Below are 13,962 nucleotides of genomic sequence, written 5' to 3' on the forward strand. Positions count from 1 at the left end.
AGATGAAAGAAAACGGTGCGCGCGGACGTCGGGCGAAGGCGGTGCAATCCGGCTAGATTGGCAAGTGTGAGTCGAACCGGACTGAAAGCGTCGGTGGCCACGGTGGTGGCCGGATCGAGTGCAGGCACGCTCTCCTGGTTGGGCTACAACTATCTGATGTCGCAGGCGGGTGCGGCCCGCGGGGTGATCGGTCGCAATATCGCCAAGCCACCCGAGGCGGACGGGGTGTACGCACCCGGCGCCGACAACCCGGAACTCTGGTGGCGGGCCGTGCCCTTCGATCTCCACCTGATGATCTTCGGCGATTCGTCTGCGGCCGGCGTCGGGGCGCTGACGGCGTCGGAAGTTCCGGGTGTGCAGGTCGCGAAACTGCTTGCGAGTGAGACCGGAAAGCGAATCCGCTTGAGCACCAAGGCCATCGGCGGCGCTACCTCACGTGGATTGAGCGGGCAGGTCGACGCCATGTTCGTCGCCGGCCCTCCCCCGGACGCTGCCGTGATCCTGATCGGCGCCAACGACGTCACCGCGAAGAACGCTATTCATGCTTCGGCAAAACGCCTCGGCGACGCCGTGCGACGCCTACGCGAGAGCGGCGCCGTCGTTGTTGTCGGAACCTGCCCGGATCTGGGAGTGGTGACGGCGATCCCGCAACCGCTGCGCTCCGTGGTGCGTGAATGGGGACATCGTCTCGCACTCGCCCAGGCGTCCGCGACCAGAAACGCCGGGGGTCATCCCGTTCCGCTAGCCGACCTGCTGGCCAAGGAATTCCTGGCCTCGCCCGACACGATGTTCTCGGCCGACCGTTTCCACCCGTCCGCGGCCGGCTACGAACTCGCGGCGAAGCAGATCGTCCCGGTTCTCGCGTCGGCCCTGGGTGAGTGGCAGGGTGGCCCGCTCCCCGAACTCCCCCACGTCTCGGAGGCGGCGCAAGCTCGCACCGTCGCGGCCCGACTGACGGCAGCGGCAACCCAGTGGAAAGCCTTCGCGAGACGCACCAAACCCGCAGTTCAGCGCCCCGACGTCAACTGAGTGAGACTGCGTGACCACCATCTGGGAGCGGCAACGTAAATTGTAAGTCGAAGCTGCATTCAACTTGCCCTGCTCGACGGCGTTTCACGCCGCCCACGAGCAGTACACAAAAGGAGTTTTCATGCCCGAGGCAGTAATCGTCTCAGCAGTACGGTCGCCCATCGGCCGCGCAATGAAGGGTTCGCTCAAGGACATCCGCCCGGATGACCTCGCAACTCAGATGGTTGCCGCCGCGTTGGCAAAGATCCCCGAGCTCGACCCCACCGAGATCGACGACCTCATGCTCGGTTGCGGCCAGCCTGCCGGCCAGTCGGGCTTCAACATCGCCCGCGTCGTCGCCGTCCAGCTCGGCTACGACTTCCTCCCCGGTGTGACGGTCAACCGTTACTGTTCCTCCTCGCTGCAGACCACCCGCATGGCACTGCACGCCATTCGCGCAGGCGAGGGCGACGTCTTCATCTCCGCCGGCGTCGAGTCCGTCTCCAGCTTCATCACCGGCAACGCCGACGGCCTGCCGGGCACCAAGAACCCGCTCTTCGACGCAGCGCAGGCCCGTAGCGCCAAGCTCGCCGAGGGTGGAGTCGCTTGGACCGATCCTCGCGAAGAGGGCCTGATCCCCGACGTCTACCTGGGCATGGGCCAGACCGCCGAGAACGTCGCTTCGGCCACCGGCATCACCCGCGAAGACCAGGACCGCTGGGCAGTGCGCAGCCAGAACCGCGCCGAGGAAGCCATCGCTCGCGGCTTCTTCGAGCGTGAGATCACGCCCGTCACGCTCGCCGACGGCACCGTCGTCTCCAAGGACGACGGTCCCCGCGCCGGCACTACCTACGAGGGCATCAGCGGCCTCAAGCCCGTCTTCCGCCCCGACGGCACCGTCACCGCCGGCAATGCCTGCCCGCTCAACGACGGCGCAGCCGCATTGGTGATCATGTCCGACACCAAGGCGAAGGCACTCGGCCTGACCCCGCTCGCTCGCATCGTCTCCACCGGCGTCTCGGGCCTGTCTCCCGAGATCATGGGCCTCGGCCCGATCCAGGCCGTCAAGAACGCCCTGAAGATCGCCGGCAAGTCGATCTCCGACATCGACCTGTTCGAGATCAACGAGGCATTCGCAGTGCAGGTCCTCGGATCCGCTCGCGAACTGGGCATCGAAGAGGACAAGCTCAACATCTCCGGTGGCGCGATCGCACTGGGTCACCCCTTCGGTATGACCGGTGCCCGCATCACCAACACCCTGATCAACAACCTGCAGGAGCAGGACAAGACCTTCGGCGTCGAGACCATGTGTGTCGGCGGCGGACAGGGCATGGCAATGGTGATCGAGCGCCTCAGCTGATCCCCTGAGCACGTCGAAAGCGGCCGCCCGGCTTCTGCCGGGCGGCCGCTTTCGTGTAGTCGCGTTTCAGGTAGTCGTGAATTTCCGAGCAAAACTCCCCAACTCGCGAATCAACTCTCGCGCAGCGTCGTCCTCACGCTGCACGGCAGCGCGAGCTTCGTCTGCCCAACCGTGACGGAGCAGTCGTTTGGCGGCAAGCACTGCCGGTCCGATGTTGGCGGCAATCTGCTCGGCACTCGCGCGGGTGCGTGCCTGGACCTGCTCGGCCGGCACTGCGGCTGTCGCCAGTCCGTAGGCGGCTGCTTCGACGCCGCTGAGCCACCGCGCCGACAGGATCAACTCGGCGGCGCGCTGCGTTCCGATCACCTTGGGCAGCAACCAACTACTGGCAGCTTCGGGAGCGGTACCCAGCGAGGTGAACGGTGCCCGCAGACGTGCGTCCTCGGCAACGTAGACGACGTCGCAGTAAAGCAGCATGGTCAGGCCGATGCCGACGGCAGCGCCGTGCACCGCGGCAATCAAAGGCTTCGGGAACTCCACCAGCGCGACGATCAGCGGCGCGAATGCGTCGCCGAAGTCGGCGTTGTCGGCGCCTGGTTCGGCGAGTGCGCGTAGGTCGACGCCGCTGGAAAATGCCTTGCCTGAGCCCTCGACGATCACCACGGCCACGGCCTCGTTCGACGCCGCGTCGTCGAGCGCCTCGGTGAACGCTCGAAAACCGGCCGCATCGAAGGCGTTCAGGCGGCTCGGATTGTTGAAGGTCAGCGTTCGCACCGCTCCGGCGTCCGCCACCAGCACGGGTTCGGTGGTGTTTGTCGACATTCGCGCCCCTTCGTTCCAAACCAAGCAGTTGCTAGGTATCCAAGCACCGTAACCGCCCACAGACGACAAAAGAAGGGCCCCTCTTGGGGCCCTTCTTTTGTATTACGGAACGACTCGAGAACTAGTCGTTGTTGAAGTAGCTCAGCAGACGCAGGATCTCGACGTACAGCCAGACCAGGGTGACGGTGAGACCGAATGCGACGCCCCAGGCTGCCTTCTCGGGCGCCTGTGCGCGGATCAGCTGATCAGCGGCGTCGAAGTCGAGCAGGAAGCTGAAGGCTGCGATACCGATGCAGACGAGACTGAAGATGATGGCGAGAGTTCCACCGTCACGCAGTCCCAGTCCACCGTCGACGAAGAAGCTGGCGACGAGGTTACCGAGGGCCAGAACGACAACGCCGATCAACGCGCCGATGATCATTCGTGTCAGACGCGGTGTCACCCGAATCGCGCCGGTCTTGTAGACCACGAGCATGCCGAAGAACACACCGAACGTTCCGAGGACCGCCTGAGCGATCAGTGCCGATCCGCCGACGCCACCGAATTGAATATCGGTGAACATGAACGACAGCGCACCGAGGAACAGACCCTCGGCGACGGCATACGCCAACACGATTGCCGGGTTGTCCATCTTGCGACCGAACGTAGCGACCAGAACCAGAACGAGGCCGACGAGTCCGCCGCCGATGACCAGCGGGGCCGCGAGGTCGGCGTTGTTGTTGACCAGGAAGTACGACACCAGTGCCGAGATCGTCAGCACGCCGAGCGTGATGCCCGTCTTGGTGACCACGTCGTCGATCGTCATGGCCCGCGAGGTGGGACCGGTCTGGTACGGCTCGGCCGGAGCGTACTGCGGCTGACCGAACTGCTGGGTTGCCTGCGAGGCGCCCGCCGTCGCAGATCCGAACGAGGCGTATCCGTTGCCCTCTTGCTTGGGCAGATTGCGGAACACCGGGTTGCTGGTGGTGCGCACCGTGATCATCCCTTCATCGTGGTGGCCAGCGACGGGTACGTCGCGGGTTCGCCGTACGGATCCGAGTTTCCGACACGGTCCGTGTACCTAACTAAAAGTAAAGCACTCGTAATTTACAACGTCGAAGCGTCGGTTGTAGTTCCCGGCGCATTTCCGGAAGATCAACACTCTTCGATACTAGGACGGTTTGACCGACTTCATCACGATGAACTTCGCGTTCTTCGCCATCGCCTCGCTCGGACCCACCGCGGCTTTCAGCGGTTCGCGATACCCCAGATGCGCGTTGTGAACAGTCCACAACTCGCCACCGGGACGCAGAACATGGCCGGCAGCTTCGAACATCTTGAGCGCTCCACCGGTATGCACCGCCGCTCCGACGTGGAACGGCGGGTTCAACAGAACCAGATCCGCGCTCGCACTGGGCAACGAACTCACGGCGTCGTCGCGCAGGCCGCTCACTCGATCGCCGACGCCGTTTGCCGACGCGGTCGCCAGAGCCGAAGCGACGGCTGCCGAGGACTGATCCGTTGCGATCACGTGCACGTCCGGGAACTTCCGCGCGATCGCTGCCGCGAGAATGCCGCTGCCACAACCCAGATCGATCACGTCACTCAGCGGATCGACCGCAATCTTTCCGAGGTTCTCCAGGAGCAACCGGGTGCCGATGTCCAGGCTCGCACCGGCAAACACGGCGCCGTGAGCAACGACGTCGAGGTCGAACTCGTCCAGGCGCTCGGCCATCGGGAACGTGACGACGACCTCGGCCTTCGGTTCCGACGCTTTGAGTACGCGGGACTTCTGACGCCCGCGCGAGGCGCTGACGTCGGAAAATGATTCGCCGAGAACCTTGTTCATCGCCGGGGTGATGTGCTTGTCACGCCCACCGGCGAAGACACGAACCGCCGGGTCGGCGTGGAGCGCGATCAGCTGAGCGATCTCGGCAAGTTCGGCGAGACTACGAGGCAATTGCATGAGCACGACGCGGGCACCGCTGAGCAACTCCTCGTCCAACCCGTGCGAGGTGAAGGCGTCACTGAATCCGAGTTCGCGCGCATTGTTCGCGAGGGCCAACTCTCCGGTGAGCGGATCCTGGTGAACCCGCACGCCGGCGATTCCGTGAACGAGCGCAACACCGGCGGTCAGCGCACCGTAGTGATCGCCGATCACGACGACGGTGCCCGCCGGCGCTGCAGCCAGAGCGTCGGCGGCCTCGTCGAGGATCAGCCGATCAGCCGCGTCGACGGCAAAGAGATTGGGTGCCTCGACATCGGGAAATCGGCGCAGACGATCGAACAGTTCGGGTGTGTCGGACATGCCACCAGTCTTTCAGGTGGAACTGCGCAACACTCAATCCCCCGACCAGCAGGTGATCAGTTCGACAACCCCGTCAGTTCGTCATCCACTGCACGACGTTGCCGACGGTTTCGCGTTCGGTGCGGAATCCGTTCACCGGATGGTCGGTGTCGGGGTATCCGAACGAGATCGCGCACACGACCTTGCGAGTGTCGTCGATGCCGAAGTGCTCGTGAATGAACTTGGAGCTGCCCGCGAGCGCCGCTTGCGGAATGGTCGCCACCCCCAGACTCTGGGCCGCGAGCAGGAAGCTGTTCACGTACAACCCACAGTCGACAGCGCCGTAGGTGCCCAAATCCTCGTCGGTGGTGATGATCGCGACGTGAGGAGCGCCGAAGAGCTCGAAGTTCTTCATCGTCTGTGCCGCGGAGCCGGCGCGGTCACCGTGCTCGATTCCGACGCTCGAATACAGCGCCATGGCACAGTCGAACCGACGTGACTTGTAGATGCCCTGGTACTCGCGGGGGAACTCGAAGTCCGACTCCTGGGCGTTGGCCATCACGTATTCACCGAGTCCGGCACGGAAACGCTCGGTGCCCTCCCCTTCGGTGATCGCTACCTGCCACGGTTGTGTGTTGCACCACGACGGCGTCTTCTGCGCCAACCGAAGGATCTCCTCGATCACCTCGCGTGGCACCTGACGGTCCTCGTAGGCGCGGCAGCTGATCCGGGCATCGAGCAACGCTTCCAGGCTCGTGTCCACGACGATGCTCTCGGTCATATGTTCTCTCCTCGATCAGGCTGCACTACAACACTTCGCACGATAGAACTATCGCCTCGGCGCGATGATCAGCGGGTCACCGTTGCGAAGGCCGACACCAGCTCACCGAACTCCTCCATCGCTGCATCGGGGTCGGGATCGACCGCTGCCAACGCGACCAGAACATCGGTGGCACCGGATTCGAGCAGCTGTTCGGCACCGAGCATCGTCGCCGGGAGGTCGATCGAACCGTCAGTCCCGCGAACGACAGTCAGTCGCCCACGAACCTGCAATTCCGCCGGATCGCGTCCGAGTTCCGCCATGGCCTTCCCGATGACGTCGATCCCTTCACGTAGGTCGTCGTCCGCGGCACCCATGATCGGAATCCAGCCGTCCCCCCAGGTTGCGACGCGTCGTACGACGGCCTTGGACAGAGAACCCGACACCCAGATCGGAATACCCGCGGACGGCCGGGGCGCGCAGTACACGTCGTCGAATTTCAGGCGAGGAGTGTCGATGCTCGCCGGCGCCGAACTCCACAGCGCCCGGCACACTGCGAGAGCGTCGTCGAGCAGTGGTCCCCTTTTGCCGAAGTCCATACCGACCGCGGCGTATTCGCGTTCCTGCCAACCGGTTCCGACGCCCAGGTCGAGTCGGCCACCGGACAACAGATCGAGTGTCGCGGCCGTCTTGGCCAGTACCGCTCCCCCGCGCAGCGCCGCGATGACGATTCCGGTCCCCAGACGAATTGTCTTCGTCTGTCCGGCAACAAAAGCCAGGACGGTCAGCGGTTCGAGCCAGTTGGCGTCGGGCTCGGTGGGGAACGCCGACCACGTGTATGCCGAGTTGTCCGAGCCCATCACCACGTGATCGGTGACGAGGACCCGGTCGAAACCGGCAGCTTCCGCACTTTGACAGACCTGCACCAGTTTCCCGTAGGAGTTCTCCGCGAGGGTCGTACCGAAATTGGGAACGTTCAGACTGAAAGTTGTCATGTGTCAAGCCTTTCGGGGCCGGTTGGTCCAGCCGCCTTCTTCGGTGGGGAACCAGCCTCCGGCAGCGTGCGAGCCGCCGTCGACGTGGATCACGGTTCCGGTGATGTATCTCGCCAGGTCGGACGCCAGGAACAGCGCGGGGCCGGCAATGTCGACGGGTTGGCCCGGTCCACCCAGCGGTGCCCACCCCGGCCACTTGTCCCAGTCGTCGGCAGAAACGATCGTGCGGTACGGCACCTGGACCGACTCGATCAGATCCGGAGCAATGGCGTTGACGCGCACTCCGGTTCGACCGATCTCCACACCAAGGCTTCTGGTGAACTGCGTCAGCGCGGCCTTGTATGCCGAGTACATGGTGTGGCCCGGGATCGCTCGATGCGCCTCCACCGTGGTCAGGTTCACGATCGATCCACCGGTTCCGCGATCGATCATGCCGGGAAGCAGGGCATGCGTCAGACGCACCACGTGATCGAAATTGATGTTGCCTGCCTCGGACCAGAAACCTGGATCCGTACCGGTGAACGATGTCGGCGGGTTCAGGAAATGACCCACATTGTTCACCAGGACATCTGGTGCGAATTCGGTCAACGCGACGGGGACTTCCTGCGCCCGCACATCGTAGTCGAGATGGTTGATCGAACCACCTGCAGCGGAATCGAATTCGACGTCGCTCAGCGGAGCCACGTCGACGACCAGAACCGCGGCGCCGTGTGATGCGAATGCTCGAACTATCGCTGCCCCGATTCCCTGGGAGCCGCCGGTAACCACTGCCTTCTTACCTACCAACATCGGCCCTGGGGAGTACGCCGATCCGACCACCACGAAGTCACCCTTCTGCAGTTCGATGTGAATCACTTCGGCGTACCGTCACACATCTACTCGCAGAACGGGCACAACGTTCTCACTCAGTGGTAGCCGCTACACTTCGCCTGCCCGGGCCCCAGGATGCCGATGCAAGTAGGCCGGAATCTCGGCTGCCCGTATCGGCACTCCCTCCAGATACCCTTGGATCACGTCACATCCACACTCGGTCACCATCGCCCGCTGCCTCTCGGTCTCCACACCCTCGGCGACGGTGTCCAACCCCAGAGACTTGGCGATCGCGATAACGGCCCGCAGAACAGCAAATCTCGAACTCGCGGGATCCGCGTCCAGCGGAGCGACGAAGGCGCGGTCGATCTTCAACCGATCGAGCGGCAGCCGCGACAAGCTGGCAACCGAGGAGAATCCGGTCCCGAAGTCATCCATCGCAATGGCGATTCCGAGCGCGGAGAGTTGCACCAGCACATCTCTGTCGGCGTCGTCGATGACGAGTGATTCGGTCACCTCGATCTCGAGCCGTTCGGGGGCGAGGTTCACTTCCTCGAGGGTCTGGCGCACCGATTCGACGTATCGACTCGAACGCAGTTGCACCTGAGAAACATTGACGGCGACCCGTATGTCCTCCGGCCACGATGTCGCCGCCGTGCATGCGGCCCGCAAAACGCCCGCACCGATCGGAACGATCAAGCCGGTTTCCTCCGCGACCGAGATGAAGTCTCCCGGCGAGACGAGACCTGAGGTCGGATGGTTCCACCGCAACAGAGCCTCGAATCCGACCACAACTCCCGCCCCGGCCGACACCTGCGGTTGAAAGACCAACTCGAACTCCTCGTCGATCAGCGCACGACGAAGATCCAACAGGGCTCGCGCCCTACCGGTTGCCCGATCCCGCAAAGCCACGTCGAAGGCTCGGATCTGGTGCCGGCCGCTCTCCTTTGCGTGGTACAGCGCAAGATCGGCAACGATCATCAGTTCTTCGAGGTTCTCGGCATCGTCGGGCAGAGAGCCGTACCCCAAACTGGCGCGAATGCGTATCTGGTTGCCGACCAGCGCGAATGGTCGTTCGAACGCGTCGAGGATCGTCTGGAATCGATCTTTCACCTCATCTGTGTCCTCGATGTCATCGAAGGCGATGGCAAATTCGTCGCCGCCCAACCGGCCACAGATCTCGTTGGATCGCAGAACCCCGTGAATTCGGCTGGCAACATCTCGCAACACGTCGTCTCCGACGTGATGTCCCAACCGGTCGTTGATCGACTTGAAGTTGTCCAGATCCAGAATCGCCAACCACACTCGGCGCCCGTCCCGAAGCAGCGAAGAAACCTGGGCGTTGAAGCTGTACCGATTGCTGAGCCCGGTCAGCGAATCGACTTCCGCCAACCGCAGTATGTTCTGACGCTGGTGATAGGAGTGCGTGATGTCGGATCCCACACCGCGCCAGCCGTAGTCCGAACTCTCTCCGCTGCCGGGGTGACCCGACATCGACCACCATCGAGTATCGCCCCGCACGACAACCTGCATGGTGAGGTCCCGAAACGCCGTCCCGGCTTGAAAATTCGCAGCGAGGAGATCGAGGGACTTCCTGCCCTCGACTGTTCGGGATGCGCCGATTCCGATCAGGATCTCGTGCATGGTGCGGCCCCGGATCTGCGCTGCCGGCAAACCGACTTGTTCGGCGAATCGATACGACACGGTGCGGGCGACACCACGCGAGTCGGTCTCCCAGAGCCAATCCTGCGCACCGTCTTCGAGATCGTTCAGCAGCAACTCCACGAGGTCTCGTTCGTCCTCGGCTATGAGCTCGGCGCGGAGTCGTCTCTCGAAAAGGTTGGCCAACAGCAATGTTCCGCTGTGGAGCGAAACGAGAAAAATCACCAGCACCCCGATCAGCACGTAACGCGACGTACCCGGTTCGGTCCAAAACGCTCCGGCCAACCCGAGGCCGACCAGGCCGATCCAGACGACAGTGATTCCGCGAAACATCATGGTGGGAAACACACCGACTGCGATCCCACCGATCAACGTCGAGGTAAGTACCAATTCGTCACCAGGGCCGAGCATCGGAAAGAGAACAAGTGCCAAGCACGCCAGGAGCGCTCCCCAGACGACGATCTCGACTGTCAGCACCACCAGTTCCGTGGTCTGTGACTCGGAGACTCCCAGGCGCGCGCGCCGCAGCCAGTACACACTGAATCCAGCGCTCGACAGCAGCATGACACTCGACCAAGTGATGCCGAACCATCCGGCATCCGTCGGCAAGAGCACCACGATCGTCGACAGCCCGAGGGCAGCAATCAGGAACGCCCACGGCAGTACTCGCGCCGTGAACTCCAGGCGTCGGTTGAGAAGTCGGTGACGATCGTAATCCGACAGGTGGTCGTCAGAACCTCGTCGACCGAGCCTGCGCACGGCGGCTACGACACGACGTCTTCGTACCACCGCCGGGTCATCCACGTCGGCCTGCTGTCGCCAGCGCCACTGCCTGAACAGACATGACTGCGCCGGCAGCACGCCCCTGCACAGTCCGCACCCCCGCAGCCGCAACGGCCTTCAGTTGCTCCTCGCTGTCCACCCCCGAGACAACGACCTCCATTCCCAGTGCGTCGACCAGATCCACGAGCGCTTCGAGGATCGGCCGCCCGCCGGGCGCCGCACCGGAGATGGAGCGTTCGATGCGCACTCGCGTGAACGGAAGGCCGGACAGTGATGCAAGGGAGGAGAATCCGGCTCCGAACTCGTCGACCGTCAGCGATACTCCCATCTCCGCGATGGCATGCAACGCGGCTCTGGACTGGTCGGTAATGGCAGAGGACTCGTCGAGTTGGAGCTCGAACTGCCCAGCCCTGGCATCTGATCGACTAAGCGAGTCGCCGATCGCCTCGATGAACGCCTCCGATTCGAGCTGACGCGTCGACACCGCGACGGCTACCCGTACGTGATCAGGAAGTTGCGCCGCCGCCGCACAGGCCAGCTTGAACACCGTCGTCCCGAGCGAGTACGCCAAACCGGTGTCGTCTGCGACGCTCATGAATTCGGCGGACGTGACGGCGCCGAGCCGGACGTTGTGCCAGACCACGTGAACCTCCACCGCCACTATCTCGCGGGAGACCACGTCGATCCTGGGTAGCAACTCGAGTTCGAGGTCCTTCTCCGCGACGGTGTTTCCCAGATCTTCGAGCAGACGGGCCCGCCGATCCGCCACGGACTTCATCGAGTCTCGATACTCACGTACGGCCCCGCGCCCGGATTCCTTTGCCGCAAACAAGGCGAGATCCGCAGCGCCCATCATCTCGTCGGCGGACGACGGCAGCTCGTCAGGGAGGTAGTACCCGATGCTGCATCCGATCTCCAACCGCGTACCGGCCACTGTGATCGGCTCATGAAGGGTTTCGATGTAGCGTGCCAACAGTGCGCGCACGCGTGAGCTGTCGCCTACATCGGTGAAGAGAATCGCGAACTCGTCTCCGCCCAAGCGCGCGAACAGCTGTGACATTCCGCCGGCTTCGGACAGACGATCTGCGACCTCTCGCAGAACCGCGTCGCCGACCGTGTGCCCGAGTGTGTCGTTGACCGACTTGAAGTTGTCGAGGTCGAGCATCGCCAGCCCAAGACGGCTGTCATGGGTGTGCGGATCACGTAACAGCCTCTCGAGCTCGGTCCAGAAGCTGTGCCGGTTCGGCATTCCCGTGAGTGCGTCCACCCGGCCCATCCGCACGATTTCGTCGCTTTGCCGTTTGACTTCGGTGACGTCGGAACCCACCCCTCGCCAGACGAACTCATCGGGTGCGCGACCAGGACGCGGCCGTCCGGATATCTGCCACCACCGGATTTCGCCGTGAACGCGGACCGGTACGAGCACATCGACGAAAGCGGTCTTCGTATGGCGGGCTTGCTGCAGCTCCATGAGCGCATCGATTCCGCCGGGGATCCGTAGAGTGCCCAGCTCCATGAACAGGTCTTGCCACGCCGTTCCTTGCAACTCGGTGGAGTCCAACCCCGCTTCGACTGCGAGCCGCGTCGGGATTCGGTTGAACTTGCCTTTCTGGTCCGTCTCCCACACGAAGTCCCCGGCATTGCCTTCGAAGTCTTCGAGAAGCATCTGCACCACAGAGCGCTCCGACGCTGCGCTCAGTTCAGCGCGATAGCGCGATTCCAGGTTTCCCGACACCACGATCGTCCCGCCGATCAGAGCCGCGCCGTAGGCGATCATTCCAATGAGAATTCGTTCGAACTCGGGTCCTGGCTGGAGCCAGAACGCCACGCCCAGGATCACGAGATTCGACAGCACCCAGGTGAGTCCGACGATCCGCAACATCGCGGTAGCCACGGCGCCGGCGCCGGTGATGGATGTGGTCACCGCTATCAGGATCAGATCGCCGGAATCGTCCAGGATCGGATACAGGACCAGGGCGAGCGAGGAATACAGGATCCCGACGACTGCGAATTCGACGGTGAGAAACGCGTACGACATCCGGTATGTCGGCGCGATCAGATCGAAGCGAATGGCGAGTCCGACACCCATGCCCACCAACCCGATCACCCCGGCGAGGATCGGCCACAGGCGTGGCAAGAGTCCGCTGTCCGGCGGGATGACATACAGCGTCAACCCGAGCGTGACCACGAGGTGGACAGCTGCGGCCCACGGCAGAACACCGAAGGTGACGGCTATCTGTTCACGCGTCACGTCATCGCGTTGCGTGGGTGTCAGTCTTTCTCTTGGGCTTTCTCTGGGGCGGGATGGGAGACGAGACAGGATCGACATGACCACCTCCTGCTCCCGCGCCGTAATACGAATTGGACGTATGGCTGAGCAATTGTCCCGTAACTGGTCCCTGCTGCGTCAAGCAGTACGTCCGACCTTGTTCGGGGGCAGATCTGCCCACAGACACATAATCAGCAAACTGCTGGTCCGCCCCGATCTTGCTGCAGCGAGTTCGATGTCCGCGGGTTGAAATCAGACATGAGGGACAATGGCCGAAGATCGCCGATCACGTCGGTGGAGATTCCTCGACGGGTAACACGATCGGACTCATTCGAGTTCAGACAAGGACTATCACGATGGCAATCGACTACACCCGACGTTCCGGCGAGTCCACACCGTCGCAGGCACCGGTCAGCCTGAGCAAGATCACGCTCACCAAATCCGCGCCGACGGTCAACCTCGCGAAGGCTGGTGAACGACAAGGCAATATGCGCGTGAACCTCAACTGGTCGCAGGGAGCACCACCGAAGAAGACCGGATTCCTCGCCAAGCTCGCCGGCGCAGGCTCCGGAGCGGTCGACCTGGACCTCGGCTGCCTCTACGAACTTGCCGACGGGTCCAAGGGCGTGGTCCAGGCCTTGGGCAACAGTTTCGGTTCGCTGACTTCCCCGCCCTACATCTCCCTCGACGGCGACGACCGCAGTGGCGCGAATACCGGCGGCGAGAACATGCACGTCAATCTCGGTGACCCCAGCGCTTTCCGCCGAATCCTCATCTTCGCGATGATTTACGACGGTGCCCCCAACTGGGCGGCCGTTGACGGCGTCGTCACCCTGTACCCCACCAACGGACCCGAGGTGGAAGTACGACTCGATTCGGCCAGCAACCAGGAACGGCTGTGCGCAATCGCTCTCATCCAGAGTTCAGGTCAGGGCGTGACGGTGACCCGTGAAGTGCAGTACATCAACGGCAGTCAGTCCGATCTCGACCGTGCGTACAACTGGGGTATGAAATGGGCTGCCGGACGAAAGTAGGTGTCGCGGGCGGGGTGTCCCCCATCCGAATGACAATGTCCGAATCGTCCACAATGTCGCAAGTTACTGGATAGTGTCGAGAAGTGGGGTCGGACATGAGGGGTCACGCTCGACACCGATAGTGGGTCGGTGACGCTATGTGCTTGGCGACGCCGACGTTCGACAGGAAAGGCCCTCGATTTCCCCCGAGATC

11 protein-coding genes are annotated in these 13,962 nt (G+C 63.2%); 3 read left to right on the forward strand and 8 right to left on the reverse strand.

Annotated elements, in window-relative coordinates:
- Positions 1-57 precede the first annotated feature (57 nt).
- Both DBV08_RS08130 and DBV08_RS08135 read left to right on the forward strand, forming a co-directional pair.
- Entirely contained in the window at positions 58-1,029 is a 972-nt protein-coding gene (locus DBV08_RS08130) for an SGNH/GDSL hydrolase family protein (RefSeq protein WP_046378939.1), read from the forward strand.
- 121 nt (positions 1,030-1,150) lie between these two features.
- Positions 1,151-2,368 (forward strand): acetyl-CoA C-acetyltransferase, encoded by a 1,218-nt coding sequence (locus DBV08_RS08135; protein WP_047888881.1) that lies wholly within the window; start codon positions 1,151-1,153, stop codon positions 2,366-2,368.
- A 66-nt stretch (positions 2,369-2,434) separates the two neighbouring features.
- Here DBV08_RS08135 and DBV08_RS08140 read toward each other — a convergent pair whose 3' ends face one another.
- The 8 genes from DBV08_RS08140 to DBV08_RS08175 all read right to left on the reverse strand — a co-directional run bounded on the left by DBV08_RS08140 (position 2,435) and on the right by DBV08_RS08175 (position 12,717).
- Entirely contained in the window at positions 2,435-3,190 is a 756-nt protein-coding gene (locus DBV08_RS08140; protein ID WP_124567086.1) for an enoyl-CoA hydratase/isomerase family protein, read from the reverse strand.
- Between the two features lie 121 nt (positions 3,191-3,311).
- Positions 3,312-4,163, reverse strand: coding sequence for a Bax inhibitor-1/YccA family protein (locus tag DBV08_RS08145; RefSeq protein ID WP_007728810.1), 852 nt, complete (start codon positions 4,161-4,163; stop codon positions 3,312-3,314).
- 177 nt (positions 4,164-4,340) lie between these two features.
- A complete protein-coding gene (locus DBV08_RS08150) occupies positions 4,341-5,477 on the reverse strand; it encodes a methyltransferase (protein WP_124567087.1) in 1,137 nt (378 codons plus the stop codon).
- Between the two features lie 73 nt (positions 5,478-5,550).
- A complete protein-coding gene (locus DBV08_RS08155) occupies positions 5,551-6,237 on the reverse strand; it encodes a nitroreductase (RefSeq protein ID WP_124567088.1) in 687 nt (228 codons plus the stop codon).
- Positions 6,238-6,305: 68 nt separating this feature from the next.
- Positions 6,306-7,211: a TIGR03619 family F420-dependent LLM class oxidoreductase gene (locus DBV08_RS08160; RefSeq protein ID WP_124567089.1), complete on the reverse strand. Its 906-nt coding sequence runs from the start codon at positions 7,209-7,211 to the stop codon at positions 6,306-6,308.
- Positions 7,212-7,214: 3 nt separating this feature from the next.
- A complete protein-coding gene (locus DBV08_RS08165) occupies positions 7,215-8,066 on the reverse strand; it encodes an SDR family NAD(P)-dependent oxidoreductase (protein ID WP_124567090.1) in 852 nt (283 codons plus the stop codon).
- A 63-nt stretch (positions 8,067-8,129) separates the two neighbouring features.
- Positions 8,130-10,487: an EAL domain-containing protein gene (locus DBV08_RS08170; RefSeq protein WP_124567091.1), complete on the reverse strand. Its 2,358-nt coding sequence runs from the start codon at positions 10,485-10,487 to the stop codon at positions 8,130-8,132.
- The gene (locus tag DBV08_RS08175; protein ID WP_260395384.1) at positions 10,480-12,717 is read right to left on the reverse strand and encodes a bifunctional diguanylate cyclase/phosphodiesterase; all 2,238 of its coding nucleotides are present in this window, start codon (positions 12,715-12,717) and stop codon (positions 10,480-10,482) included. Before DBV08_RS08175 ends, DBV08_RS08170 begins: the two co-directional genes overlap by 8 nt.
- Before the next feature lie 374 nt (positions 12,718-13,091).
- Between DBV08_RS08175 and DBV08_RS08180 the strand changes: the two genes are divergently transcribed.
- Positions 13,092-13,769, forward strand: coding sequence for a tellurium resistance protein TerA (locus DBV08_RS08180; protein ID WP_007728823.1), 678 nt, complete (start codon positions 13,092-13,094; stop codon positions 13,767-13,769).
- Positions 13,770-13,962 lie beyond the last annotated feature (193 nt).

This window comes from Rhodococcus sp. KBW08 (assembly GCF_003852455.1).
GTDB classification, from domain to species: Bacteria; Actinomycetota; Actinomycetes; order Mycobacteriales; family Mycobacteriaceae; genus Rhodococcus_F; species Rhodococcus_F baikonurensis.

Excerpts from the sequence above, each read along its gene's own strand:
- DBV08_RS08135 (WP_047888881.1), top strand. The coding sequence starts at position 1,151 with ATGCCCGAGGCAGTAATCGTCTCAGCAGTACGGTCGCCCATCGGCCGC.
- DBV08_RS08140 (WP_124567086.1), bottom strand. The coding sequence starts at position 3,190 with ATGTCGACAAACACCACCGAACCCGTGCTGGTGGCGGACGCCGGAGCG.
- DBV08_RS08150 (WP_124567087.1), bottom strand. The coding sequence starts at position 5,477 with ATGTCCGACACACCCGAACTGTTCGATCGTCTGCGCCGATTTCCCGAT.
- DBV08_RS08155 (WP_124567088.1), bottom strand. The coding sequence starts at position 6,237 with ATGACCGAGAGCATCGTCGTGGACACGAGCCTGGAAGCGTTGCTCGAT.
- DBV08_RS08160 (WP_124567089.1), bottom strand. The coding sequence starts at position 7,211 with ATGACAACTTTCAGTCTGAACGTTCCCAATTTCGGTACGACCCTCGCG.
- DBV08_RS08180 (WP_007728823.1), top strand. The coding sequence starts at position 13,092 with ATGGCAATCGACTACACCCGACGTTCCGGCGAGTCCACACCGTCGCAG.